Here is a 26,000-nt window from a genome sequence, read left to right as displayed (position 1 = left end):
AGAGGGTCAATCGCAGCACCATAATGTTGGATAAGGAATCCGATTGGATGTCTGCCAGCGTCATCTACGCCGCAGAAGGAGAAGTGAAAATTGAATACTGACGAAAAAAACGGCTGGACGCCATTTTCCCACTCTTCTGAAGCGGTTCGCCGTGTAGGCGAAGCGCCTTCAACACCGCAGACCGAGTCCGACACCTATCGTCTTGCCTTTGCCGATCCCGATTTCATGACCAAACGTGAATTGCGTGCCGTGCGGCTGCAACTCGAATTGCTCAAGCCGGAAATGGCTTTGACCGAGCGTGGCATCCGCTCGACAGTCGTGCTGTTTGGCGGGGCGCGCATTCCGGAGCCCGGCGGTGAGGCATGGGCGGCCAAAAACGAGGTTCAGAAGAAAAACCTTGAAGCAAACTCACGCTATTATGCCGAAGCACGGAAGTTTGCGCAGCTCTGCTCCGTCTATTCGGCGACCACCTACAACCGTGAATTCGTCATTGTGACAGGTGGTGGCCCCGGCGTGATGGAAGCGGGCAATCGCGGTGCTGCCGATGTTGGCGCGCCGACGATCGGTCTTAACATCGTGCTGCCGCATGAACAGGCGCCCAACGCTTATGTTACACCGGACTTGTGTTTCAATTTCCATTATTTCGCGATCCGCAAGATGCACTTCCTGATGCGGGCCAAAGCAATGGCCATTTTCCCGGGCGGGTTCGGGACAATGGACGAAACATTCGAGGCGCTGACCTTGATTCAGACCGGTCGTATGGAGCGCATACCATTCCTGCTTTTCGGCAAATCATTCTGGGAAAAGACGATCAACTTTGAGTTTCTCGCGGAACAAGGTGTCGTTTCTCCTTCTGATCTCGAACTGATTACGTTCGTGGATGAGGCGGAAGAAGCATGGGACGTCATTCGTAAATTCTACGATTTGCCTTGAACGCAATGATGGCCGCGCATTAACTCCAAGCGGCTCTCATTCCTCAACTTGAGCGGGAACCTGCCTGTCGACCTGACCCGGCAGGATCGCGCTCAAAAATGCCGACAGATTATCGGTGACATAATCAACATGATCCGTTTGACCAGGATCGCGTTCCCAAATTTCTGAAAAAGTTGGTTCGAAATTGTGCGGCACGATCAATACTGTTTTCATGCCCAGCGCTTTAGGCTCGATGAGATTACGAGCAAGATCCTCAAACATGACGCTGCAGCCGGGGTCTATCTTATACAGGTCTAGAAACCGGTCATAGGTCGCCCTTTCAGGCTTGGGCATCAACTGCGCGGCAACAATATCAAAAATATCGTCAAACTCGTCCAGAACGCCTAGCTGTCTGGCGGCGCGTTCCGCATGACCGCGATCACCATTGGTGAAGATAAATTTGCGGCCCGGCAATTGGCGAAGCGCGATGGTCAATGATGGATCGGGAACCAGCCAAGAATAATCGATATCATGCACTTTCTGCAGAAAGTCATCTGAATCAATATCATAACGATCCATCAATCCCTTGAGGGTCGTGCCATATTCTTTGTAAAATTGTTTTTGTACAATGCGCGCATCTGCACGCGAAAGCTTCAACAAATCGGCTACATAACCCGTCATTTTCATATCAATCTGTGAAAACAGGTTGGAATGATGCGGGTAAAGGGTATTGTCGAGATCGAAAACCCAATCTGTCACATGGGCAAAACTTAAAGGATCTGGTTGGTTTGTCATATTCGATTGGGTTTCCGCTCAGCTTTCCATCATAGAAAATTGGAGACTCTGCTCATTCTTTTGAAGCAATAGGAGAAAACCGACTTAACTGCGACCGCTTTTAAGTTTTTCGCTAACTGCTGTTTCATGAATTCGTCGTAGTAAACCGTGTTGTTGCTTCCGAGGTTAGGGTCAGGACCCATTAATGTCCAGAATTCTTCTCAAATGTCTGACCATAACGATCGTCTCGGTGATATGCTCATTGTTGATCACCGGGATCATTATGCATGCCAATGACATGCATAATGCGATGGGTTATGTCATCGCGACGGTTTGTCCGGTGCTGATCTCTCCGATCCTCTCCTTTATCGTCATCCGGCAATCCGAGCGGCTAAGCCGCGCTTTGGAAGCGCTCAGGCGAGTGAAAGAAGAGCTGGAAGTCACAAATGCAAAGCTCTTTGAGAAATCATCACGCGACAGCATGACGGGCCTGCTTAATCGTGAGGCATTTTTCGATCATCTTGACGAAGTAAGGACACGTCAGCCCTGCTCGCTTCTCATCATTGATGTCGACCATTTCAAGAAGATCAACGATGTTCACGGCCATTATGTGGGCGATGGTGCCCTGATGGCTATTGCGCGTTGCATAACGGATTGCGTTGGCACAGACGATAGTATCGGACGCATCGGCGGTGAGGAATTCGGCGTCTATCTGGCGACAAAAGAAAACAGCCGCGTAACTGCGGTTGCCGAGATAATCCGGGCTGAGGTAAACCGCATGGATTACCGAACACCCCATAGCGAGCGCGTCAGACTGAGCGTCAGCATTGGCGGGATCGTCGACATATCCAGCGGCGCGGTCGTCGATCATTTTCAGACCGCCGACCGCAAACTCTACGAGGCCAAGCGCAATGGCCGCAATTGTGTATTCATCCAGTCCGGGATGAAAGAAGCGGCCTGAGAAAACTCACACGGCAGCCGCGTCCAGCGGTTCTGCATCCCTCCATTTCGCAATCAAGGCCGGCATATCAGCATTGCTGAACGCATCCCGTAGCGTGTCAAATGTTGGCAGCACAAAATATGCCCGCTGGAACTTGTCAATCTCGTAACCGGTACGCATGACTGTTTCCAGATCAAATGCCACATGATGGGCATCAGAGCTTGTCACCGCAAATTGCAGTTCGCTGAAGGACGACATCAACCCGGCACCAAATGCCTTGAGCGGTGCGCCTTCTTCCTGGATCAAGCCGAATTCGGCCGTATACCAGTACAGCCGCGAAACCATCTGATCGCCGCCCATTTTTACGGCTTCACCGCCTTTTTGTCCGTAGAGCTGCATGAAATCCGCAAAGACCGGCTGGCTCAAGATTGGCACATGGCCAAAAAAGTCGTGAAACATGTCCGGCTCGACGATGTAATCGAGTTCCCTCTTGCTGCGCAGCCAGTTCGTCACCGGGAAACGGCGATTGGCGAGATGATCGAAAAATGGCTCGATCGGGATGAGACCCGGAACAGCAACAATTTCCCAATTTGTCAGCTTGTGCAGACGCTCGCTGACCTCGTGAAAATCCGGGATCTGCTCCAATAGGCCTAGTGCTTCAACACCATCGAGATAGGAGCGATGAGCAAGCTTTGAGGTGAGTTTGGTCTGGCGGTCGCAAAGGGTGCGCCAAACCTCCTGATCCTCGTTTGAATAATCGTAATTTTGCTCCACGGTAAAATCTGGCTGACAAACCGTATAATTACCACGCAGTCCCTGCTCGGCACATTCGCGCGCATATGCTTCTACCGAAACGGTCATGATACCCTCCTCCTCCAATTGTATCGAAATCAGATTAGAGCGAGGCTTGAGGTGAATTTGACCTATTCATCTCCTTAAGCGAATATTTGGAGGCAATCACACCTATAATTTGGGAGAATCGGGTGAAAGAACCTCAATTTGATGAATTTGAAATCAGAATGCTGCGATCCTTGCAGGATAATGGTCGTATTCCGGTTACGGACCTCGCGCAATCTGTCGGCCTTTCGGCCACTCCCTGCGCCAGAAGGTTTGAAGCGCTGCAGGAAAGCGGAGCAATCAAAGGCTTTGCTGCCATTATCGACAGAAAAGCCATTGGCTTGATGGTGGAAGTGTTCATTCAAGTGCGTCTGAATACGCATAGCGACGATTCGCCGGAACGTTTCATCGCAGAAATTCAACGGCTGGACGAAGTTTCATCCTGCTGGACGATGACTGGCACGCATGATTTTCTGTTGCATGTGATGGTTCCAGACGTTGATGATCTCAACGCCTTCGTCATGCATCGGCTCATGCGGTTAAAGGGTGTGCGCGATGTGCACACCCAGCTGGTTTTACAGAATATCAAAGGTCCCGGGAAAATCCCTCTTGATCACTTGAAAAAATGATCAGGGGACGATGAGCGTTCCGGCACCCCGCTCGGTGAACAGTTCCAGAAGCACTGAATGAGGTGTCTTGCCGTTGAGAATGACAACGCCTTCAACGCCGCGATTGATCGCGTCAATACAGGTTTCCACCTTCGGGATCATTCCACCGGAAATTGTGCCATCCTTGATCAGCGCACGCGCTTGTCCGACGGAAAGCTCCTTGATGAGTTCCTTGTTCTTATCGAGAACGCCCGGCACATCTGTGAGGAATAATAGACGTGATGCCGCCAATGCACCGGCAATCGCGCCAGCAAAGGTGTCAGCATTGATGTTGTAGGTGTTTCCATCCCGCCCCGGCGCAACGGGAGCAATGACTGGAATCATTTCGGACCGGGCCAGCAGATCAAGCAGCGTACGGTCTATTTCAACCGGCTCTCCGACAAAACCCAAATCGACGATCTTCTCGATATTGGAGTCCGGATCGATGATGGTTTTCTTTGCCTTCTCGGCAAAGACCATGTTTCCGTCTTTGCCGCACAGCCCGATAGCCCATTCACCCTCGGCATTGATCAGAGCTACGATCTCTTTATTGATCGATCCTGCCAGTACCATCTCAACGATTTCCAGCGTCTTTGCGTCGGTAACGCGCAATCCGCCTTCGAACTTTGATTCAATGCCCATTCTTGCGAGCATTGACGCGATTTGCGGACCACCGCCATGGACGACAATCGGATTGATTCCCGACTGTTTTAGAAGGGCGATATCGCGTGCAAAGGCTTTGCCCAATGCCGCATCCCCCATGGCATGACCGCCATATTTCACCACGACGGTCTTGTTTTCATAGCGCTGCATATAGGGAAGCGCTGCAGAAAGCAGGCTGGCCTGAACTTCAGCAGTGCGGTCGGCTTCAGTAGGGGATGACATGGATGCGAGAGCTCCAGTTTTGCAAGGACGGTGGGTTCTTAACGCTAAAGTCGAGACGGGGCAAACATGATTTCGGCTATTTGCGAATGTTTTTGCCCGATGACCATTGACAGCAAGTCTGTCAGGCAGATTTAACTTGGTTCAAATAGAAGAAAGTTGGAAACGCTGTCGTATGACGCCTGAAGGCATCTCCCAGCTCATAACACGAGTCTCGCTTCGGGACCGCAATGCTTTCGATGCCCTCTATTCATCAACGAGCGCGAAACTTTTTGGTGTGTGCCTGCGTATCTTGAGCAACCGAACGGAGGCTGAAGACGCACTACAAGACATCTACGTCAAGATCTGGAACAAAGCCGACCGATTTGCGATCGCCGAAACCAGCCCTATTTCATGGCTGGTTGCAATTGCCCGGAACCATTGCATCGATATCTTGCGTGCACGCAAACCATCGTCCAGCGATCTCGATCAGGCAGCCAACATCGCAGAACCTTCAGCCAACCCGGAACAATCTTCTATCGCTGCGAGTGAGTCACGGCGTATCTATGATTGCCTCGGCCAATTGGATCAAGCCAGAGCAAGTGCCGTGCGAGGTGCCTATCTGAATGGCGACAGCTATGAGGATTTGGCGGCGCGGCACAAAGTACCACTGAATACGATGAGGACTTGGCTGCGGCGCAGTCTTCTCAAATTGAAGGAATGTCTCGAAGCATGAGCGCGACCCCAACAGATAGCACGCCGCCGGACGATGATTTCATCGCCGCTGAGTATGTGCTGGGCGTGCTTGCACTGGACGAGAAGCAAAGCGTTGAACGGCGTATCGCCACTGATGTGTCATTCGCCCGGCTTGTGGCCCGCTGGCAGCAGCAGTTCGATGGAATGAATGCAGAGTTTGATCCGGTAACTGCGCCATCGCATATGAAGGCTCTTATCGACAAACGCCTGTTTGGGACCGTTAGTCAGCAATCTGCTCCATTCTTCGGTAATCTTGCCTTCTGGCGCACCGTTGCCTTTGCCGCGCTGGTTCTCGCTGCTATCGGCTTCGGCCGCGATTTCCTGAACAATTCTTCTGCGCCCGATAGGCAGCTCATTGCGTCAATGGATGCAAGTGGTAGCGCCTACCGCACGGTTGCTGTGTATAATCAGGATCGCAAGCAATTGAAGGTCAGCCTCGTGGCAGGCGAGTTGCCAGCAGATCGTTCACTTGAACTATGGCTGATTGCCGGCACCGACGCGCCTGTCTCGCTTGGCCTCATCAAGTCAGCACAACTTACTGAGTTTCCCCTCGACAGATCACTTGCGGGAAAGCTGCAGGAAGGGACAACGCTCGCCATTACATTGGAGCCTCTCGGCGGCTCACCTAACAAGACAGCAACTGGCGCAATTGTTGCGGCCGGTACCGTGCGTGAAATTTAATGTAGGTGTTTTGAAACTTAAATCAAACCGGCCCCGTATCTCCATCTGACCTCAACCGAGGGAAACAAACAGTGGAGAGAGACATGTTAAAGAAATCACTTGGTCTGATCGCGCTTTCGACAATGCTTATTGCCGGCGTAGCCTACGCAAAGAACCCTATGGTCGGCGGCGCTGCCATGTATGAAAACAAGAACATCATCGAAAATGCCGTTAACTCCAAGGATCACACCACGCTCGTGGCCGCTGTCAAAGCTGCCGGACTGGTCGAAACTTTGTCAGGCAAAGGCCCGTTTACCGTGTTTGCCCCGACAAATGAGGCCTTTGCCGCTTTGCCAAAAGGCACCGTAGACACTTTGCTCAAGCCTGAAAACAAGGACAAGCTCGCCAAAATCCTGACCTGCCACGTTGTTGCGGCCAATGCGTCTTCAAAGGCAATCATGAAGATGGTCGATGATGACAAGGGCGCGCATCCGGTAAAGACTGTTGGCGGATGTGTCTGGACTGCAAAATATGAAGGCAAAAAGCTCACACTTACCGATGAGAATGGCACCGTCGCCAATGTAACCATTGCTAACGTCAATCAATCGAATGGTGTGATCCACGTTATCGACAAAGTATTGTTGCCAAAGATGTAATCTGAGCAACAGACATGTGCAGACTGGCATCTGCGCATAATTGCCCCGCAGAATCCACCGACACCCGGATCAGCGGGGCTTTTTATCGATTTTCCTGCTCTTCCAGCAGCTGGGCAATTGCCGCCCGCAACTCATCAAGACCAGAGCTTTTTTCCGACGACGTTGCTAATATGTGCGGATAGGCGGCTGCACGCTTCTTGATCGCCAATGCCGTCTCATCCATCAACCGTGGAACACCGGCGGGTTTGATCTTGTCGATCTTCGTCAGGACGATCTGATACGAGACCGCCGCTCTGTCCAGCAGATCAAGCACTTCGGCATCATTCTTCTTAATGCCGTGGCGGGCATCTATCAGAAGATAGACGCGTCGAAGCGTTGTGCGTCCACGCAAATAATCAAAAACAAGTCGCGTCCAGGCATCGACCTGCTCTTTCGGCGCCTCTGCAAAGCCATAGCCCGGCATGTCGACAACGGCGAGTGGTGGCAGATCACCATCTTCGCCTGAATAGCCTTCGGGAACAAAGTAATTCAGTTCCTGGGTCCGGCCCGGTGTATTCGACGTACGTGCCAGGCCCTTTTGCCCAATTATCGCGTTGATCAATGAGGATTTACCGACATTTGAACGTCCGGCAAACGCGATCTCAAGCGGCCCTTCCGGCGGGAGGAATTTCATCGCAGGAACCCCGCGGATGAAAACCCATCCCTTGGCGAAGAGCATCCGGCCCTTTTCGATGAGCCTGTTTATATTGTTTTGCGCTTCGTTCACGTCTTTTCCATTCGTTAGGCGGTCGGTACCAGTGGTCTGCGACCGGTGGGACGCAAATGTCAAATTTGCTTTAGACTGCATTCAATATTGATCGGGTTGTTATCAACCGGAAGCCATCAAAAGAAAAGCCCCCGATTATGCCGGGGGCTCCTAAGCTCTTGCCGAGCCGATGTTATTCGGCTGGTTTTGGCTTTTTACGGAACAGCCCCGAAAGATTGTCCCAAAGCTCCACCTTCGCGCCCTGGCGCTTCATGATGATCGCCTGCTGTGTGATGGATAGCGTGTTGTTCCAGGCCCAGTAGATCACCAGACCAGCCGGGAAGCTGGCCAGCATGAATGTGAAAATAACGGGCATCCAGTTGAAGATCATCTGCTGTGTTGGGTCTGGAGGTGTCGGGTTCATGCGCATCTGCAGGAACATCGTCACGCCCATGATCAGCGGCCAGATGCCGATCATCAGGAATGCTGGAACTGTCCAGGGGATAAGACCAAAGAGGTTGAAGATCGATGTGGGATCGGGCGCTGCCAAGTCCTGAATCCAGCCGAAGAATGGCGCATGGCGCATTTCGATGGTGACGTACAGTACCTTGTAGAGCGCGAAGAACACCGGAATCTGGATAAGAATTGGCCAACAACCGGCGATCGGATTGATCTTTTCGGTCTTGTATAATTCCATCATGGCTTGCTGCTGCTTGACCTTGTCATCCGCATATTTCTCACGGATTTCAGTCATCTTGGGCTGCACAAGTTTCATGCGCGCCATTGAAGCATAGGACTTGTTGGCAAGCGGGAAGAACAGCGCTTTCAGGAGAACGGTGACAACAAGAATGGCGACGCCAAAATTGCCGATTGCCTTATAAAGCCAGTCGATGAGGTAGAACATTGGCTTGGTTATGAAGTAGAACCAGCCCCAGTCGATAAGAAGATCGAACTGAGGAATGTTGCGTTCTTTTTCATAGGCGCTGATCTTGCCAACTTCCTTGGCACCCGCGAAAATCATGTTTTCGATGCTTGTCGACTGACCTGGCTCAATCGTCGTTGCGTCCGAAAGGTAGTCACTCTGGTACAAGGGACGGCCACTGTCGAAATAGGACATGCGCGCTTGGAACGGCTTTGCCGGAGATGGTACAAGTGCCGCAGCCCAATATTTATCGGTTATGCCTATCCAACCGGTATTGGTCTTTTCCGGCAAAACTTCTTTTTCTTTTTCAATGGCTGCGAATTTGTATTCAAGCAGCTTGCCGTTGGTTACGGCAATAGGGCCTTCCTGAATGACATAGGTGCTTGCATGCAGGGGCTTGGAGAAACGGGTTACACGGCCATAGGACGCCAAGGAGATCGGTGTTTGGGTGCCATTGGTCACGGCATCCTTCACCGTGAACATGTAATTGTCATCAACGCTGATTGTGCGCTTGAATGTCAGGCCCTTTTCGTTGGTAAAGGCAAGCGTGACAGGTGTTGCGGGCGTCAGCTTATTATTGCCCTCCACTGTCCAGACCGTGCTTGGTCCCGGGACCGCACCCGTGGTGTCGTTGCCGGTAAATCCGATTTCGACAAACTGGCCATCGACCATCTGCGAGGGGCTGAGAAGCTGAATAGTCGGCGAGCTATCATCGACGGTCTCGTGATATTGCTTCAGCCGCAGATCGTCCAAACGTGCGCCCGTCAGGCTCAACGAACCGCTAAGGCTGGGCGTATCGATCTGGATACGACTTGTCTGACCCAGCGCTGCCTCACGGGTCACAGTTCCTGCCGCTTCCGGGGACTGACCTGGAATATTTGCGCCGGGGGCCGCTGGTGTCGATGATGGGAGAGTGGCCGTTCCGTCAGGATTTGTCCCAGCGGGCGCGCTGGCCTGCCCGTCAACACGCGTTTGCCCCTGGCGGGTAGCTTCGATCTGGGCTTGCTCTCGCTGCTGTTCAACGCGGGGGTTCATATAGAACACTTGCCACAGCGTCAGGATCACAATGGATAAGGCAATGGTGATGAAGAAATTACGGTTGGTTTCCATTGTCAGTCCTTGGTCTAATCCAGTCGGGTCGGGTTCAACTGCGCCTGTCAGGGCTTGGATGAACGCCGGGTCATTGATTTCTTGGCAACCCGTTTTGAGAGTTCCCGGGTCAAATCCGCAAACGATGCCTTCAGGGCGTCGGGGCGGGCAACGATCACATAGTCGGTTCCGGCAGCCATGTCATCAGCAACATTGACGCGCACAGCTTCTCGCAGGCGGCGTTTTATGCGGTTGCGGACAACAGCGTTTCCGTTTTTCTTGGTGACCGTAAAGCCTACGCGGGTGGGACCGTCCTGATCGTCCCGCTGTTTGACTTCAACAAGGAAATAAGCACCGCGGCGCTTTTCCCCGTTACGGACAGCCAAAAACTCCGCTCTCTTGCGAAGGCGGAGTGGCTTTTGCTCATTCATTCTATAGTGCCAACTTTGGCCATCCGCACGAAATCGCGCGGAATGACTTATGCCGACAACCGCTTGCGACCGCGAGCGCGACGCGCTGCAATAACCTTGCGGCCGCCTGCCGTTGCCATGCGGGCACGAAACCCGTGACGACGTGCGCGGACAAGCTTGGATGGCTGATAAGTACGCTTCATTTGTTAAATACCGCGGTGTGCGGCCCTTCTTGTGGTCTGTTCTATGACAGGAGCATATCAGGACCGCCGTTAGCGTATTAAAAATACACCGTTGATAAAACGTCACGCGGGGCGGTCAACCCGGACGTGCGCGGCTTATAGATGCGTGAGGCCTATAAGTCAATTGATGGACGTGATTCAAAAATAGGCAAATTCGCACAAGTGATTTATTGTATGGCATGGGCATTTGACCTACACAATGTAGGGTCAATGGAGCTTATATGGTCATCAGTCAGCAAAAGCCGGAACAAAGCCCGCAAATGAGTGTGGGAAGGCGTTTGCCTGTGCTGAAGCGTCTTTCTGGCAAGTTGCTGCGCCTGACCCTTCTGTTTGGCCTGCTGGCCGAGGTCATGATCTTCGTTCCCACCATCGCAGATATGCGCATTCGCTGGCTATCTGACAGGCTCAATACTGTTGCTGCCGCAAGCGTGGTTCTGGCAGCCAGCGACGCCAAAGACGTTCCGCAATCTGTGCAGGATGATGTCTTGCTGGCGACGGGCACCAAGGCCATCGCATTGAAGGAAAATGGAGCTTCCCGCTTGCTAGCGGTATCCGACATGCCTTCGAAGGTCGACAAACACATCGACATTACCGTAACCGACCCTCTGACAATGATCCGGGGTGCATTTGACGAACTCATCTATGGCGGCGACCGCATTATCCGGGTCTACGGCCCTGTGGGCGATACGGGAAAGGTCATAGAGCTACTCACATCCGACGCTCCGTTGCGCAATGCCATGCTGCTTTATGCCCGCAACGTTGCCCTGATCTCTTTGTTCATCTCGGTCATTACAGCCAGTCTCGTTTTCCTCGCCATCAGCCGCCTGCTTATTCGCCCGATACAGCGAATGAGTGATAATATGCTTGCCTTTGCTCAGCAGCCCGATGACCCTCAGCGTATCATCGTACCCGGAAAACGGGAGGATGAGCTGGGTATTGCAGAGCGTGAGCTTGCCGATATGCAGCACCGGCTGCAACGCACCCTCTCCGAGCAGAAACATCTGGCTGATCTCGGCCTTGCCGTCTCGAAGATCAATCATGACATGCGCAATATTCTCGCATCCGCCCAGCTGATATCCGATCACCTTGCCAATTCCAGCGATCCGGCAATACAGCGTTTTGTTCCCAAGCTCGTACGGACAATCGACCGGGCCATCAACTATTCACAAACTGTTCTCGCCTATGGGGGGACACAGGAAGCTCCGCCGCAAAGACGCAGGGTCAAGCTCCACGCCATCGTCAATGACGTTGAGGAAATGCTCGATCTTGATGCAAAGGCGGGAGCCGAGACGAAACCAACTATCGAATTCAAGAATCTTGTGCCGGAAACATTCGAAATTGATGTCGACCCCGATCAATTTTTCCGAATTATTTCCAATCTCTGCCGAAACTCTGTCCAGGCCATGCTCGGAGATACCCGTAGCGATCCATCATTGGTCCGGCGGCTGACGGTCACGGCCGGACAAATCGGCACGACGTCAATCATTGGCGTAGACGATACCGGCCCCGGTCTGCCTGCGAAGGCGCGCGAGAATCTCTTTACCGCGTTCAAGGGTTCGGCGCGATCAGGAGGCACCGGCCTTGGCCTTGCAATTGTTCACGAACTCGTTCGAGCTCATGGCGGCACCATAGAATTGCGTGATCATGAGGGCGCTGGAACCAGTTTTGAAGTCCGCATTCCTAATCAGCCCGTATCGCTTGCTGAATGGCGATCCCGCCGCAGTTCAATTTCTTGACATGAAGTTCAAGCGCAATGTCTGAATACCTCCCTGCTTATTGGCCGCAAATTTTCTTCGTCCTGTCGATTGTTCTTGGCGTTCCCGCAGCCATCCATGCGACCATGACCAAGGAGGAAGTGCGCGCAGCAATTGGTTGGGTTGGCGTTATTATCCTCTCGCCGGTCATTGGCGCTGTCATTTATGCCGTGGTGGGCATCAACCGCATACGGCGCTCTTCCATTTCATCGCAGCGCGCATTCTTGCATGAGATCGGGCAAGGCCAGTTCCTGCGTTTTGATGCTACTGAAAAAGATGTTCTGGCACATTTCGAAAAACGCCTTTCGGCAATGAAGACATTAGGCGATCGCGTAAGCCGCTGCCGCCTCACCACCGGCAACACTATCACCATGCTTCAGACCGGCGACGATGCCTATCATGCAATGCTGGAAGCAGTGGGCTCGGCGGAGCGAAGCGTACTCGTCGAGACATATATATTTGATCGCGACAAGATTGGTTTGCGCCTTGCGGACGCGCTTATCGCTGCATCAAAGCGTGGAGTGGAAGTTCGGGTTTTAATCGATGCGGTCGGGGCGCGTTATTCCATTCCGAGTATTGTCGGCTACCTTTCCAAACACGGCGTCAAGGTGGATGTGTTCAATGGCAATATTATCATTGGCCTCCGCCTGCCCTATGCCAATCTTCGAACTCACCGCAAGATATTGGTCGTTGATGGAAGGGTGGTCTTCACCGGCGGCATGAACATTCGAGCCGGTTTCTCGGCCGAGGTTGCAGGCGAAGACAATGCACGCGATACGCATTTTTGCTTGACTGGTCCCATCGTCACCGATCTCTTCCATATAGCCGCTGAAGACTGGCGGTTTTCCACAAACGAAGCTTTGACGGGAGAGGCCTGGCACATCGCTCCTCCGGAAAAGCAATCTGGTGAACCGGTATTCATCCGTGCTGTACCCTCCGGGCCGGACCGCAGCCTTGAAGCCAATCACAAGATGCTCATGGGTGCGTTCTCCATAGCGCAAAGCCACATTCGCATCATGTCGCCCTATTTTCTGCCGGACCGGGAGCTTATCAGCGCCCTGGTCACTGCGGCTCGACGTGGCGTTGAAGTTGATATCGTCATTCCATCCAACAACAATCTCAAACTGGTGGATCGCGCCATGACGGCACAGTTCGACCAGATTTTGAAAAGTCACTGCCGGATATGGCGCGCCAGCGGCAACTTCAATCATTCAAAGTTGCTTTCAGTCGATGGCGTTTGGGCCTATGTGGGCTCATCCAATCTTGACCCCCGATCGCTGCGCCTGAATTTCGAGGTGGATCTTGAGGTCATGGATGCAGAGTTTGCATCGAAGGTAGAGGGATTGGTTCAGAAAGCTCTGAACGATGCAAAACCTGTCCTGCTTCAGGACCTGCGCGCCCGTTCGTTCTGGGAACGTTTGCTGGACAGGATTATCTGGCTAGGCTCACCCTATCTTTGACAAAGGCGGCATCCGCTACAGCTGATTTCAAATCAACATAGGCCTTGATCGGGAGATGATCGGAGGCAACGCGCGCCAGGGGCGTGTCGTGAACTTCGATAGTTGTCACCAGACTATGGGGATGCCCCAATACCCGGTCCAACGCCAATACCGGAAAGCGTGACGGAAAGCTTGGCACGGCATTTTTTACCGGGTCAAAGATCGGCGATAAGAAATGCAAGGAAGAACCCTTGCCAATGCGCCATTCATTCAGATCGCCCATCAGCAGCGTTGGCCGCGAAGGATCGGCATTTACAGCCCGTAAAATCGCTTCTGACTGCTGCTGGCGCGAATGCCTCAACAATCCGAAATGTGCCGCGATTATCCGTAAAGGTCCGGCGGCGAGATCAATGTCAACGACCAATGCGCCCCGCGGCTCAAGTCCCGGCAGGACGAGCTGCTGCACATGACGCACAACCCCTTCCCTGAACAAAAGAAGGTTGCCGTGCCATCCATGACCTTTGGGATGAAGCGACGTGACAGGCACAGGCACAAGGCTGTTTTCGCGATGCAAACGCGCAAGATCAAGCAATCCGGTACGCTCGCCAAAACGCTTATCAGCCTCTTGAATGGCGATGACATCCGCGCCGATTTCACTGATGACGTGTGCGATGCGGTCCGGATCAAATTTCTTGTCTATCCCGACGCATTTATGAACATTGTAAGAGGCAATCAGCAAATCATTGCGCACGACACGGGTCACGCCTGTAGGGCGCTTGTTGCGATTTCTGACAGCTGCCAAAATACTTGCTGAGACGCTTGGCTTGATTGGCCGCGCCGGTTTCTTGCTATCCATCAAATAGAGATAAGTCGGTATGCGCCGAATGGCAAGCAGGTGTTTTAGAGCCTGTTACCAACCAGATGCGCCAATTGCGCGCCTACCTCGTAATAACCTTCCCGAAGACCGCGCATCCCCTCCTCTTTCGGCTGGGACACCGGAAGCGGCAGATCGGCTTCACTGACGCGGCCGGTAATATGTTCGGCAAGCAAGCGCCCAAAAACAGTTCCTGGAGCAATGCCGCGGCCGTTATAGCCACTGAAGCTTATAATATTGGGCGCGAGCGTGTGGAACCTTGGAAGATTATCACTTGTCATGCCGATCTTGCCGTACCAGCCAGCTTCGAAGGTCACGTCCTTGATTTGGGGGAAGAGTTTGCGGATCGATCTTGCAGCCCAGGCTTTGTGAACAGCCATTCCTGTTCCGCGCAACGCACCGACGCTTCCGAAAACAAGGCGTCCGGCACGGTCCATCCGGAATGAGCTGAGAATTTCCTTCGTATCCCAGCCACCCTGACGTTCAGGCAAAATCGTGTCGCGCACATTTTCCGGCAAAGGCGTCGTGGCGAAATTGAAATAGGGCAAGTGCAAAAGTTCAGCTCTGAGAGCGGGCCATGGCGATGTGGTATAGGCGTTGGTGGCGACAATTACCCAGTCGGCGGAAATGGTGCCAGAAGGCGTCCGCACAAGCCAACGCGAGCCGGATCGCTCAGTCGCGCTCACGGCTGTCCTGGTATATATCGCAACGCCAATTGCCTGTGCTGCTCTGGCCAAGCCACGCACATAACCAAGCGGCTGTATCGTACCTGCCCGATTATCCAACAGTGAGCCAGTATATGCGCTCGATCCTACCTTAGCTGCCGTTTCCGCCGCATCCAGAAGATGAACAGCAGCGCCACGCGCCTGCCATTGTTCTGCACGCTGTTCGAGTTGCTTCATCCCGCTTTTGCCCACAGCGCAATGCAAGGTGCCCTTGCGCACCAGTTCGCACTCGATCTGATGTTTGTCCACGAGATTGAAAACGGATTGCGGCGCGTTGCCCAGAAGTTCAAGCAGGCGCTCGCCATGCAATTGCCCAAGCACGGCAGGCAAATCATTTGGCATTACCCACATGCCCGCATTGACGAGGCCAACATTGCGGCCAGAACCACCAAAGCCGATGTCCACCGCGTCGACAACTGCAACCTTCGTTCCGGCTTCAGCAAGATGCAATGCCGCCGAAAGGCCGGTAAAGCCTGCGCCGATTACCGCAACATCGACGGAAATATCGCCACGCAACGGTTCTGTTTTCGGTGCGGGAGGCGCCGTTTTTTCCCATAGGCCGTGCGAGTGTTCATCGTTCAGCATACCATCACCGTTTGGCCAGTATTATAGATTGCCGTTATAGATCGGGTTTCATTTTGCGAAAATGAAATTCTTGGAAGACATGATGCTTTCAGCGAATGACTGACATATCTGGTTGTTGGTCAGTAACCTGCGCCGCAATCCAGCTTATAAAGCTTTGCACAAGAGGATTCTCCTTTTTGTGCTCCGGCACGACAAGATAATAATTGTTCTCGGTTTGCAGTGGTTGGTCAAAGAGCACCTGCAGGCGGCCCGTCTCCAGCTCCTTTTCGATGAGATAGCGCGGAAGCAGCGCAAATCCCAGTCCCGCCAGAGCGGCTTCAATAACCATGGAAAAATGCTCGAACCGATGTCCCTTATAGGGACTGATGACTTCGGCTTGCTGTGTCTCGAACCACGACGCCCAAGCTTTCGGTCTCGTGGATAAATGCAGCAATGGTGCCGAATTTGCCAATCCGGCAGGCGTATCAACAGGATTGGCGCGGCATAATTCCGGGCTGCCAACAGGGACAATCATTTCGCTGCACAGATAGGTGCATGTGGCATGCGCCCAGACCGGCTGACCATAATGGATTGCCAGATCGAAAGGTTCTTCATCAAAATCAAACGGCTGGGAGCGGGATGCGACGCTTAACGCCATTTCCGGATGATCATTCAAAAAATTTGGCAGTCTTGGCATGAGCCACCGGCTGCCAAATGTCGGCAATGTCGCAATGCTCAATGATGATGCGGATTGCGATGCAGCCATGGCGCGCAACATTGTTTCTTCCGTCAAACCAAGCAGACGCCTGACCTCTGGCAAAAACTTCTGTCCCGCATCGGACAGTACAACCCGCTGACGTATGCGCTCGAACAAGAGCACGCCGATCTGGTTTTCAAGTTCGCTCAATTGCCGCGACACGGCGCTTTGTGTGAGACTCAACTCCTTTGCCGCCTGGGTGAAACTGCCATGGCGGGCCGCACATTCGAATGTTTGAAGAATATCGATGTCGGGGATCAGGCGTCTCGTTAACTTCATTCTCTTCTCGCATCAACCAAGTTTGAATCGTCGTAATACGTGGGGGCTGATAATCTGTATAATCCATATTGAGCATGACAGGAAAAGATTTGCTGTCCAAATTCAATGCGGAATCGATCATTATGAATTCATCGACGTTTCTTTCGCCGGATGCGATCCGGGCGTCTTTCTCTTCGGCCATGTCTTCCATGTATCGCACTGAGGTGCCTGCTTATGGAACATTGCTGTCACTGGTTGCCGAAGTGAATGCAAAAACACTCGCAGCCTCGCCCGAAATGGCACAGCGCCTTGAGCAAACCGATACGCTTGAACGTATATCGGAAGAGCGTCACGGCGCCATTCGCGTTGGAACCCCAGCCGAGCTTTCCATGCTTCGCCGCGTTTTTGCGGTCATGGGAATGTATCCTGTCGGTTATTACGACCTGAGTGAGGCCGGTGTACCGGTACATTCCACCGCATTCCGTCCCGTTGGCGATGCGGCCTTGAAGATCAATCCTTTCCGGGTCTTCACTTCCTTGTTGCGCCTTGATCTTATCGAAGATGCTGCGCTGCGCGAAGAGGCGCGCAAGACCCTTGATTCCCGTCAGATATTTACGGCAAAGGCTATTTCGCTTCTCGAAAAGGCTGAAATGAATGGCGGGCTTGACGCAGCTGATGCTGCATCCTTCGTCCAGGAGATACTCGAAACTTTCCGCTGGCATGATCATGCAAGCGTCAGCAACGACCTCTATCGGCGTCTGCACGATGCCCACCGCCTGATTGCCGATGTCGTGTCCTTCAAGGGACCGCACATCAACCATCTGACACCCCGCACTCTCGATATTGATGCTGTTCAGGCATTGATGCCCGCCAATGGCATTTCGCCGAAAGCGGTCATTGAGGGTCCTCCCACGCGCAACTGCCCCATCCTTTTGCGCCAGACATCATTCAAGGCATTGGAGGAGAGCGTTTCCTTCGTCAATGCTGAAGGCAATTGGGAGAAAGGCTCCCACACTGCACGTTTCGGTGAAATCGAACAGCGCGGGATTGCACTCACGCCCAAGGGCCGCGCGCTATATGACCGGCTGCTGACGAAGTCACGCGAGGTCATTCGGCCGGCGGCGGATGGCTCCAACGCGCAGGCCTATATTGACGCCCTGCAGGATGCGTTCGCCGGCTTCCCCGATGATTGGGCAACCATTCGCACGGAGAAACTCGGCTATTTCCGTTATTCCCCGGTTGCCACCTCGACTATTCGTGGCAGCGATCTTGAAGAGCTTATCCGCAAGGGTGCGGTGCAGTTCGATCCCATTGTCTATGAGGATTTCTTGCCCGTTAGCGCAGCAGGCATCTTCCAGTCAAACCTTGGCGATACGACGGCTCAAAACTTTGCGGCCAGCCCGAGCCAGCAAGAGTTTGAACTCCACCTCGGTGCTCCGGTCCTTGATGAATTCGAGCACTATGCCAATCTTGAGAACGCGTCCATCGAAGCCTGTTTACAGCAATTGCGCCCGGTCGCGCTTGCCAGCTAGGCCGTTTCAATAATCCGCGCCGGCTGATAAAAGCCGGTCAGCTCATTCGACAGATAATAAAAGGTAAGCAAGATGACTATTGCTCAGGAAGTAAAGACACTCCTTTCCAAGCTCGGCGTCGCAGACGCGGCTTATACGGGCGGCACGATGGCTTCATTCAGCCCGGTTACTGGTGAAAAAGTTGCCGATGTTGCAGTTCACTCCGCCGCAGATACTGCACAAGCAATCGAAGCTGCTGACGCCGCCTTCCGCGAATGGCGTCTTGTTCCAGCGCCGAAACGTGGTGAACTGGTACGCCTTTTTGGTGAAGAACTGCGCGCGCACAAGAATGACCTTGGCCGCCTTGTTTCCATCGAAGCTGGCAAAATCCCGTCAGAGGGTCTGGGCGAAGTTCAGGAAATGATCGATATCTGCGATTTCGCGGTTGGTCTTTCGCGTCAGCTCTATGGTCTCACCATTGCCACGGAACGTCCCGGCCATCGCATGATGGAAACCTGGCATCCGCTCGGCGTCGTTGGCGTTATTTCCGCCTTCAACTTTCCTGTCGCTGTCTGGGCGTGGAATACGACACTTGCCCTCGTGTGCGGCGATTCCGTTGTCTGGAAGCCGTCAGAAAAAACCCCGCTGACCGGTCTCGCCTGTCAGGCAATTTTTGATCGTGCCGCCAAGCGTTTCGGTGACGTTCCCGCCGGACTTGCGCAAACGCTCATGGGCGACCGCACGATCGGTGAAGCCCTTGTCGATCATCCGAAAGTGGCACTGGTTTCAGCCACAGGCTCCACACGGATGGGCCGCGAAGTCGGTCCGCGTCTGGCCAAGCGTTTTGCCCGTTCAATCCTTGAGCTGGGCGGCAATAATGCCGGTATCGTTTGCCCATCGGCTGATCTCGATATGGCGCTGCGTGCCATTGCTTTTGGGGCCATGGGAACAGCCGGTCAGCGCTGCACCACGCTTCGTCGTCTGTTCGTCCATGAGAGTGTTTATGACACGCTCGTCCCGCGCCTCAAAAAGGCCTATGAAAGCGTTTCCGTCGGCAGCCCGCTTGATACGCCTTCTTTGGTCGGTCCATTGATCGACAAGGCGGCATTTGACCATATGCAAAAATCAATCAGCGAAGCTGTTGCGCATGGCGGCAAGGTTACTGGCGGCGCACGCGTCGACACAGATCATGCCAACGCCTATTATGTGCGCCCTGCCCTGATTGAAATGCCAAAACAGACAGGACCTGTCGTTGAAGAGACCTTCGCTCCAATCCTTTATGTGATGAAGTATAGCGATTTCGATCAGGCGATTGTCGAGCACAATGCCGTCGGTGCTGGTCTGTCATCGTCGATTTTCACGCTTAATTTGCAGGAAGCCGAACGCTTCCTCAGCCCGGACGGTTCGGATTGCGGCATTGCCAATGTCAATATCGGCACATCCGGCGCTGAGATTGGCGGCGCATTCGGCGGCGAAAAAGAGACTGGCGGCGGGCGCGAATCCGGCTCGGATGCGTGGAAGGCCTATATGCGCCGCGCAACCAACACTGTGAACTATTCCAAGGCTTTGCCACTCGCTCAAGGCGTGTCATTCGATATTGATTGATTGAACTTCACTGCGATATTGTTGCTCCCGCTGTTCAAACGGCGGGAGCGATACTTCCATAAACCCGCCTAGGCGGACTGGAATTTCTCTCCAACAAATTGCCAGTTGACCAGCTTTGCCAGCAGTGCGGCAACATGCTCGGTTCGCCTGTTCTCATAGTCGAGATAGTAGGCATGTTCCCACACATCGATACCGAGTAGCGTCTTCTTGCCATCTGCCAGCGGATTGCCTGCATCCTGCATTCCAACGACGGCAAGTTTATCGCCATCCTTTACCAACCACACCCAGCCGGTGCCAAACACCTTGTCCGATTCCGCGACGATCTGCTTTTGCAATTCGTCAATGCCGCCGAATGAACTTTTCACCGCATCAAGCAAAGCACCCTCAGCGGCGGCAGGTCCACCTTTGAACTGTTCCCAATACAGATTGTGATTCCACGCCTGCGCAGCATTGTTGAAAATCGCCGTTTCATTTTCCTTTTTGGCGCGCACGACAACCTCCTCCAGAGGCAGTTCCGCGTAAGGCGTTTTCTCGGTCAGCGTATTGAGCTTTTTGTAGTAGCCCGCATGATGCTTTCCAAAATGTAGGCCGACAGTGCGAGCTGAAATGACCGGGCTCAATGCCCCTTCTTCATAGGGCAGTTCAGACTGCTTGAAAGGCATTGAAGCCTGGGCACGAACCGAGGGAGAGAAAAGCGTCGTGGCGGCTGCCGCGCCGGATAGCGCGAGCATATGACGGCGGTTCATTTTCATTTTTCATTCTCCTGCGTTCGGTGAATCTCCAGATACATCGCAAACGACTGCAAAGCGCCAGAGTTCCACCGTACACATCTGCTTGTGCAGCTCAATTTATGGTTTTTTCAATTCTGCAACGACTGCATCAAAGAATACATTTGGATCGATCGGCTCCTTGCCCACCGGTTTGGGTTGCGCGCCAAAAGTGACAATGACGACCTTTTCAGCCGGGTCAATATAGATGTTTTGACCTTGAATCCCGATGGCGGAAAATGCGCCATCCTTGATGGAAGGTTCTGTCCATGCGGTCCACCACATATAGCCGTAATCGAGCTTTTTGCCGCCTTTAAGCGTCTTTGGCGTAGTCGCTTCCTTTACCCAGCCCTCCGGCAATATGGACTTTCCATCAATAACGCCATTGTTCATGAAGAAGAGGCCGAAACGCCCGTAGTCGCGCAAGGTCGCGCTAATCCCACTGCCGCCAATCTCAACCCCGTCGGGCGAATCCAACCACCAGGTCGCATCGGTTTCCATTCCGAACGGCGCCCAGATTTTCTCCGACAGATAATCCGCAAGCGGCTTTTTCACCGCACCCCGTACTATCTCACCAAGAATCTGTGTTTCGCCCGTGCTGTAGGTATTCAATGTGCCAGGCTCAGCAGCTCGCGGCAGTTTCGCCATAAGCTCTACGGCAGAGCGCGGCTTTTGCGATATCTGCGCTTTTAACAGGGCGCGCCGGTCAGAGTTTGGGTCGGTATAGGTTTCATTCCATTTGACGCCAGACGACATCATCAAAACATCCCGAACCGAAACGCCATCATAGGCGCTGCCTTTCAGCTCAGGCACATAGTCCACGACTTGCGCATCGAGGCCCTTTATCAGCCCATCCTTTATCGCAATGCCCGCAAGGGTAGAACTGATGGACTTTGCCACCGACATCGACATCCAACGTGTCTTTTCCGTATTGCCGCGTTGATATGTTTCAAAGGCAATCTTGCCGTCCTTGATGACGAGCATGGCTGTAATATTGTCCAGCGCCACGAAATCGTAGAGATCGTAATCCTTTTCCTCATACTTGAATTTGACATTCGTGAGCTGCTTGTCAGCTTTTGGAAGATCGAGAGGCTTCGTTCCAGCCTTGATCGTGCGTGTTGGAAAAAGCCGGTCAATGTTCCGGTAGGTGCTGACTGCCAGATCCGGCAAGAGTGCGCCATCATAAACCTGTTCGACAGTCCCAATAGGCTCATTGCCATGCGGATATGTGCTTTCATCCGCCATCATGGGCGAAGTCGCCCCTATAAGAAGCGCTACCGTACTAAACATCGTGACTCTGAATGACGGCACAATCATATAATTTCGAAACATTCACATCTCCTCCTTTGTTGCCAGGCGAGAGTGCGGTGTTCTTCGCTTCGGTTCAATGCTTGAAACCGGTTTTTTCCATCATAGAGTGCATTAGCTCAGGGACGTGATCGCCAGATATATGCCGAGCAAGAGCAGCCCGCTGAAAAAGACACGCCTGAATGCTTCGGCGCTCATTCGCGCTCTAAGCATTTGTCCAATGAACATGCCCAGTAAAGCGGGAATCAGCGCAAGCAGCGAGACACCAAGCAACGGCACAGATGCCATTTGATCATCGGCATGCAGCGCGAGCCCAAGAGCCAGCGCGATCGTGGATACTGTGAATGACAGCCCCAATGCCTGAATCAGCTCTTCTTTTTCCAGCATCAACGCCTGCAGATAAGGAACCGCCGGAATAACGAATACGCCGGTTGCACCGGTCACGAGCCCCGTTATCAGCCCGACCAGCGGCGAGAGCAGATTTTCATAACGCACGCTCACCTGAAACCTGACTTGTAGCAATCCCAGCATTGCATAGATCGTCAAAGCTGCACCAAGGCCGGAGAGCGCAACGCCGGTGTGACCGCCTGTCAGCCAACCGCTTCCAGCAACGGTTCCAACAGCAACACCCGCCATCATGGTCCAGAGACGCTTGAAAAGCCGCTTGAACGATGGGCCTGCCAGCAACTGCCATATATTGGTGACGAAGGATGGAATAATCAGGATTGCCGCGCCCTGTGCGGGAGGCATGGTAATTGCCAGAAGGCCCATTGCGACGGTGGGCAAGCCCATTCCCACGACACCCTTTACAAGGCCGGCCAACAAAAACACCGATGCAACGGTAATCCAGATCATCGGAAAGGAGACAAGATGGCCAGTTGCGAGATTGACCAGATTTCCGGCGACTTCCATCATAGCAGCACTTCCTGTTCTTTTGAGCTATTCCACGCCGACTCTTGACCTTTCCCTATCAAGTCCACAATCTGGAATTGCCCGGGCCAGCCTTCGTTATGGCCGAAGTCACGAGGTGTTGGTTTGCGATTTGATCTGGTTGACCTGAGGTTGTTTTTGCATATCGCTGAAAGCGGCAGCATCACTGCGGGTGCAGACCGCTCGGGCCTCGCGCTTGCATCGGCAAGTGCCCGCATCAAGGGCATGGAGGATATGCTTGGCGTAGCGCTGGTTGAGCGGAAACGGCGCGGCGTCACCCTCACCTCGGCTGGGCATACACTCCTTCATCACGCGCGAACAATTCAGAATCAGATCGAGGCCATGACAGGGGATCTTGGCGAGCACGCCGATGGTTTCAGGGCGCGCATTCGTCTACTGGCAAATACGGCGGCGGCTACACAGTCTCTTCCTGAACTTCTATCGACTTTTCTCGTGGCAAATCCTCATATTGATGTGGACCTTGAGGAACATCCCAGCCACCTGATTGCTGAAAAGCTTGTCAATGGCTATGCGGATCTTGGCATTGCTGCCAGTTGGGCCGATCTGTCGAATCTCGAACAACGGCCCTTTTGCACCGACCGCCTCACAATCATCGCAGCGCATAATTCCCCATTTGCTTCCGGTGCCCGCTCAATCCGCTTCGAGGATGCGGTAAACGAACCCTTCATCGGCCTCAACATCGGCAATGCCTTACAGGAGCACATCATCCGGCGGGCAGCACAGCTGGGACGGCACCTCAACTTTCGGGTGCGTGTGACAACGCTGGAAACTGTCATCCAACTTGTTTCGAATAATGTTGGAATTGCCATTGTCCCGGAAGGGGCGGCACGCAAGTCCTCTCGCACGCGCAAATTGAGGATAGTTCCTCTCAGCAATGATTGGGCCACACGCCGCCTGTGCCTCTGTGCCCGTCGCTTCAGTGACCTCACACCGCAGGCAGCACGCCTTGCTGATATTTTGTCTCAAACGGGATAAGACGGCGGCGTTGAAAGCCAGGATGCCCTGCGGGGCGTCTACGACCCGACGACTTTCGGATCGCCCGCCTTGCCAAGAGCCTCGATCATGTAATCAACAACATCGTCCCCTACTGCCTCTTCGATTTCCGTCTCGTCATAGCCAGCAGCCTTTGCATCGGCGAGCAACGCGCGCGCAAGCTCCTCTCCTCGCTTTTCCGCATCACCAAGCTTATCAAGGTGGACGTTCTGCGCCGTCCAAGTCTTCACGAACGCCAGTGCTGGACCAAGTGTGATCATAATTTCTCCTCCAATTCAGCGCAGCGCCAATGAGAGCGCTAGAACCTTAATACCGTTCATATTCAAAATTCGCCATTGAAGCCTTGACGCGCATCGGCTAGAACCGCTTCGCGCATGCGAGCTGTCGCAGCCCCCATGCACCCGTAGCTCAGCTGGATAGAGCGCTGCCCTCCGAAGGCAGAGGTCACAGGTTCGAATCCTGTCGGGTGCGCCATTTCAGTAGAGAACTGCTGGAACTGCGGACTTCGCCCGCTGGGAGGGCGTAGCCTGCTCGGGACCGTTTGAGACAGTCACCTGACAATAGTGGTCGATGGCAAAACTTTGCGCTGTTTCCAGCCAAGCCAGATCAGGGCGAGCGCGGCAGCACCCATCCAGGGCAGCAGTAACAGGTTGAGCATTTGCCATCCAAGGAATTCCAGCAGCGCTGCTGCGCTCACCGAAGACATAAGCCCACAGGCAAAGATCGTCATGTCATTGGTCGCTTGCGCACGCCCTTTTTCGGCTGGCGTATAGGTGCTGGTCAGCAATGTTGTACCGCCAATATAGAGGAAGTTCCAACCGATTCCGAGCAGGACAAGCGCGCCTGCAAACGAACCGAAACCAGTTCCCGTCAATGACATGGTCACATGACCGGCCAAGAGAACCAGGCCCGTCAGCATAATAGGCAGCACGCCGAAGCGCGCGATCAACGAGCCTGTAAAGAAGGACGGCAAAAACATCCCAAGCACATGGAGTTGAATGACTGTCGCAGTGGCTGGGAGGTCGTGATGATGATGCGCCATCGCAAGCGGCGTTGCAGTCATGGCAAGAATCATGATTCCGTAGCCGGTCACGGCCCCGAAAAGCGCAACGAGATAGACTGGCTGAGTAACGATCTGGCCCCAGGACCGCCCCTTATCCGCATCACTATAAATGGCCTGCGGGGTGGGAACGCGAAGCCAGAGCAGCGCTCCGGCGGCAACCAGAGAGACCAGTGCCAAAAGCAGAAATGAACCGACATATTCGGGCTGCAGCAGCGGACCACCGAGGCGTGCAAGCATGGGACCCGCCACAGCCGCGACGACACCGCCTCCCAGCACGAGCGAGATCGCCCGGGAGCGGAAGGTCTCGTCAGCGACCTCGCTCGCAGCGAATCGGTAGAATTGTGCAAAAGATTGATAACCTCCGACCAGAAACGTGCCGAATGACAAAAGAAGTAGCGATTCCAGCCAGATGCCCAGTGCCGCGCAGAGCCCGCCAACAACACCAAGCAGCGCCCCGGCGACAAAGCCCGTCCGGCGGCCGACCCGTGCCATCCACATTGATGCAGGAAATGTCGCTGCCGCCGTGCCCAGAAACATCGCAGCGATCGGCATAGTTGCCAGCCCCGGACGCGAGGCGACCTGACCGCCGGCCAGAGCGCCGACAGTCACGACAAGTACCGTGACCGTTTGAAAGAGCGCTTGCGCGCTCGCTAGCAAAAATACCTGCCGATGCATGGGATTGCCGATCATGCGGATGCCCTTCAATGCAGCTTAAAGTTGATATACATCTCTAACAACAATCACCAATTATCAAAAGTATAGAATTGCCGGAAAACCATGGCGGCTCATTCTCGCAATGCTTCTGGGGGTCCGGGCCCTGCCTCAACGAGATGGAATGGAACAAAACGTCAAAAATACTGTTGCAATGTGTACGGCAAGACGGCATGCGTTGACTTGCCTTCATCGGGCACCCAACATGGCCGTTTATCAGACCTTAATCGGCATTCGATTATTGCTGGACGGCTAACATGACTGGTCAA

Annotated in this window: 26 protein-coding genes and 1 tRNA gene; 12 read left to right on the top strand and 15 right to left on the bottom strand. The window is 53.6% G+C overall.

Annotated elements, in window-relative coordinates; genetic code table 11:
• The first annotated feature begins 90 nt into the window (after positions 1–90).
• Positions 91–933 carry an LOG family protein gene (locus AC6CHM_RS08615; RefSeq protein ID WP_307282336.1) on the top strand — a complete coding sequence of 281 codons (843 nt, stop codon included), beginning with the start codon at positions 91–93 and terminating at the stop codon, positions 931–933.
• A 36-nt stretch (positions 934–969) separates the two neighbouring features.
• Here the strand turns inward: AC6CHM_RS08615 and AC6CHM_RS08610 are convergent, their stop codons facing one another.
• On the bottom strand, positions 970–1,707 hold the full coding sequence (locus tag AC6CHM_RS08610; RefSeq protein WP_307282334.1) for a pyrimidine 5'-nucleotidase: 738 nt from the start codon (positions 1,705–1,707) through the stop codon (positions 970–972).
• A 184-nt stretch (positions 1,708–1,891) separates the two neighbouring features.
• Here AC6CHM_RS08610 and AC6CHM_RS08605 point away from each other — a divergent pair, with 184 nt between their 5' ends.
• On the top strand, positions 1,892–2,647 hold the full coding sequence (locus AC6CHM_RS08605; protein WP_307282332.1) for a GGDEF domain-containing protein: 756 nt from the start codon (positions 1,892–1,894) through the stop codon (positions 2,645–2,647).
• Between the two features lie 6 nt (positions 2,648–2,653).
• On the opposite strand, the gene phhA is transcribed toward AC6CHM_RS08605, so the two are convergent.
• Entirely contained in the window at positions 2,654–3,487 is an 834-nt protein-coding gene (phhA, locus tag AC6CHM_RS08600; RefSeq protein WP_307282330.1) for a phenylalanine 4-monooxygenase, read from the bottom strand.
• Between the two features lie 122 nt (positions 3,488–3,609).
• On the opposite strand from phhA, the gene AC6CHM_RS08595 reads away from it, so the two are divergent.
• A complete protein-coding gene (locus tag AC6CHM_RS08595) occupies positions 3,610–4,092 on the top strand; it encodes an Lrp/AsnC family transcriptional regulator (RefSeq protein ID WP_307282328.1) in 483 nt (160 codons plus the stop codon).
• On the opposite strand, the gene argB is transcribed toward AC6CHM_RS08595, so the two are convergent.
• Positions 4,093–4,995: an acetylglutamate kinase gene (argB, locus tag AC6CHM_RS08590; RefSeq protein WP_115051448.1), complete on the bottom strand. Its 903-nt coding sequence runs from the start codon at positions 4,993–4,995 to the stop codon at positions 4,093–4,095.
• A gap of 172 nt (positions 4,996–5,167) precedes the next feature.
• Here argB and AC6CHM_RS08585 point away from each other — a divergent pair, with 172 nt between their 5' ends.
• The 3 genes from AC6CHM_RS08585 to AC6CHM_RS08575 all read left to right on the top strand — a co-directional run bounded on the left by AC6CHM_RS08585 (position 5,168) and on the right by AC6CHM_RS08575 (position 7,043).
• Positions 5,168–5,707, top strand: coding sequence for a sigma-70 family RNA polymerase sigma factor (locus AC6CHM_RS08585; RefSeq protein WP_115051449.1), 540 nt, complete (start codon positions 5,168–5,170; stop codon positions 5,705–5,707).
• Positions 5,704–6,408, top strand: a complete 705-nt coding sequence (locus tag AC6CHM_RS08580; RefSeq protein ID WP_498172725.1) for an anti-sigma factor — start codon at positions 5,704–5,706, stop codon at positions 6,406–6,408. Before AC6CHM_RS08585 ends, AC6CHM_RS08580 begins: the two co-directional genes overlap by 4 nt.
• Before the next feature lie 83 nt (positions 6,409–6,491).
• Positions 6,492–7,043: a fasciclin domain-containing protein gene (locus tag AC6CHM_RS08575; protein ID WP_115051451.1), complete on the top strand. Its 552-nt coding sequence runs from the start codon at positions 6,492–6,494 to the stop codon at positions 7,041–7,043.
• A gap of 82 nt (positions 7,044–7,125) precedes the next feature.
• Here the strand turns inward: AC6CHM_RS08575 and yihA are convergent, their stop codons facing one another.
• The 4 genes from yihA to rpmH form a co-directional block, all read right to left on the bottom strand.
• On the bottom strand, positions 7,126–7,761 hold the full coding sequence (gene yihA, locus AC6CHM_RS08570) for a ribosome biogenesis GTP-binding protein YihA/YsxC (RefSeq protein WP_307286340.1): 636 nt from the start codon (positions 7,759–7,761) through the stop codon (positions 7,126–7,128).
• A 220-nt stretch (positions 7,762–7,981) separates the two neighbouring features.
• Positions 7,982–9,820 carry a membrane protein insertase YidC gene (gene yidC / locus AC6CHM_RS08565; protein WP_115051452.1) on the bottom strand — a complete coding sequence of 613 codons (1,839 nt, stop codon included), beginning with the start codon at positions 9,818–9,820 and terminating at the stop codon, positions 7,982–7,984.
• A 47-nt stretch (positions 9,821–9,867) separates the two neighbouring features.
• Positions 9,868–10,230, bottom strand: a complete 363-nt coding sequence (gene rnpA, locus AC6CHM_RS08560) for a ribonuclease P protein component (protein ID WP_307282321.1) — start codon at positions 10,228–10,230, stop codon at positions 9,868–9,870.
• Positions 10,231–10,277: 47 nt separating this feature from the next.
• Positions 10,278–10,412 (bottom strand): 50S ribosomal protein L34, encoded by a 135-nt coding sequence (gene rpmH, locus AC6CHM_RS08555; RefSeq protein ID WP_040853797.1) that lies wholly within the window; start codon positions 10,410–10,412, stop codon positions 10,278–10,280.
• A 260-nt stretch (positions 10,413–10,672) separates the two neighbouring features.
• On the opposite strand from rpmH, the gene AC6CHM_RS08550 reads away from it, so the two are divergent.
• Together AC6CHM_RS08550 and AC6CHM_RS08545 are read left to right on the top strand one after the other, a co-directional pair.
• The gene (locus tag AC6CHM_RS08550) at positions 10,673–12,187 is read left to right on the top strand and encodes a sensor histidine kinase (protein ID WP_498172722.1); all 1,515 of its coding nucleotides are present in this window, start codon (positions 10,673–10,675) and stop codon (positions 12,185–12,187) included.
• 17 nt (positions 12,188–12,204) lie between these two features.
• Positions 12,205–13,665, top strand: a complete 1,461-nt coding sequence (locus tag AC6CHM_RS08545) for a phospholipase D-like domain-containing protein (RefSeq protein WP_115051455.1) — start codon at positions 12,205–12,207, stop codon at positions 13,663–13,665.
• Here the strand turns inward: AC6CHM_RS08545 and AC6CHM_RS08540 are convergent.
• From AC6CHM_RS08540 to AC6CHM_RS08530, 3 genes are all read right to left on the bottom strand, one after another.
• Complete coding sequence (locus tag AC6CHM_RS08540; protein ID WP_435530081.1) at positions 13,637–14,503, bottom strand: endonuclease/exonuclease/phosphatase family protein; 867 nt, start codon at positions 14,501–14,503, stop codon at positions 13,637–13,639. The two genes, AC6CHM_RS08545 and AC6CHM_RS08540, sit on opposite strands and share 29 nt — an antisense overlap.
• Positions 14,504–14,544: 41 nt before the next feature.
• On the bottom strand, positions 14,545–15,828 hold the full coding sequence (locus tag AC6CHM_RS08535; RefSeq protein WP_498172721.1) for an NAD(P)/FAD-dependent oxidoreductase: 1,284 nt from the start codon (positions 15,826–15,828) through the stop codon (positions 14,545–14,547).
• A gap of 88 nt (positions 15,829–15,916) precedes the next feature.
• The gene (locus AC6CHM_RS08530) at positions 15,917–16,843 is read right to left on the bottom strand and encodes a LysR substrate-binding domain-containing protein (RefSeq protein ID WP_115051458.1); all 927 of its coding nucleotides are present in this window, start codon (positions 16,841–16,843) and stop codon (positions 15,917–15,919) included.
• A gap of 122 nt (positions 16,844–16,965) precedes the next feature.
• On the opposite strand from AC6CHM_RS08530, the gene hglS reads away from it, so the two are divergent.
• A complete protein-coding gene (hglS, locus tag AC6CHM_RS08525) occupies positions 16,966–18,354 on the top strand; it encodes a 2-oxoadipate dioxygenase/decarboxylase HglS (protein WP_498172719.1) in 1,389 nt (462 codons plus the stop codon).
• 72 nt (positions 18,355–18,426) lie between these two features.
• Positions 18,427–19,938, top strand: coding sequence for an L-piperidine-6-carboxylate dehydrogenase (amaB, locus tag AC6CHM_RS08520; RefSeq protein WP_307282302.1), 1,512 nt, complete (start codon positions 18,427–18,429; stop codon positions 19,936–19,938).
• A gap of 68 nt (positions 19,939–20,006) precedes the next feature.
• Here amaB and AC6CHM_RS08515 read toward each other — a convergent pair whose 3' ends face one another.
• The 3 genes from AC6CHM_RS08515 to AC6CHM_RS08505 form a co-directional block, all read right to left on the bottom strand.
• Positions 20,007–20,690: a superoxide dismutase gene (locus AC6CHM_RS08515; RefSeq protein ID WP_336440700.1), complete on the bottom strand. Its 684-nt coding sequence runs from the start codon at positions 20,688–20,690 to the stop codon at positions 20,007–20,009.
• Positions 20,691–20,786: 96 nt separating this feature from the next.
• Positions 20,787–22,037 (bottom strand): serine hydrolase domain-containing protein, encoded by a 1,251-nt coding sequence (locus AC6CHM_RS08510; protein WP_498172718.1) that lies wholly within the window; start codon positions 22,035–22,037, stop codon positions 20,787–20,789.
• Between the two features lie 90 nt (positions 22,038–22,127).
• Entirely contained in the window at positions 22,128–22,868 is a 741-nt protein-coding gene (locus AC6CHM_RS08505; RefSeq protein ID WP_498173289.1) for a sulfite exporter TauE/SafE family protein, read from the bottom strand.
• Between the two features lie 180 nt (positions 22,869–23,048).
• On the opposite strand from AC6CHM_RS08505, the gene AC6CHM_RS08500 reads away from it, so the two are divergent.
• A complete protein-coding gene (locus AC6CHM_RS08500; protein WP_498172716.1) occupies positions 23,049–23,939 on the top strand; it encodes a LysR family transcriptional regulator in 891 nt (296 codons plus the stop codon).
• A gap of 38 nt (positions 23,940–23,977) precedes the next feature.
• Here AC6CHM_RS08500 and AC6CHM_RS08495 read toward each other — a convergent pair whose 3' ends face one another.
• A complete protein-coding gene (locus tag AC6CHM_RS08495) occupies positions 23,978–24,217 on the bottom strand; it encodes a hypothetical protein (RefSeq protein WP_498172715.1) in 240 nt (79 codons plus the stop codon).
• Positions 24,218–24,354: 137 nt separating this feature from the next.
• On the opposite strand from AC6CHM_RS08495, the gene AC6CHM_RS08490 reads away from it, so the two are divergent.
• Positions 24,355–24,431 (top strand) — tRNA-Arg (locus AC6CHM_RS08490).
• 76 nt (positions 24,432–24,507) lie between these two features.
• On the opposite strand, the gene AC6CHM_RS08485 is transcribed toward AC6CHM_RS08490, so the two are convergent.
• Positions 24,508–25,710 (bottom strand): MFS transporter, encoded by a 1,203-nt coding sequence (locus AC6CHM_RS08485; RefSeq protein WP_354342712.1) that lies wholly within the window; start codon positions 25,708–25,710, stop codon positions 24,508–24,510.
• Between the last annotated feature and the right edge of the window lie 290 nt (positions 25,711–26,000).

The organism is Phyllobacterium sp. GQ127 (genome assembly GCF_059758635.1).
The sequence above is the reverse complement of the archived record's forward strand: the minus strand, read 5'-3'. Positions and strand labels throughout refer to the sequence as shown.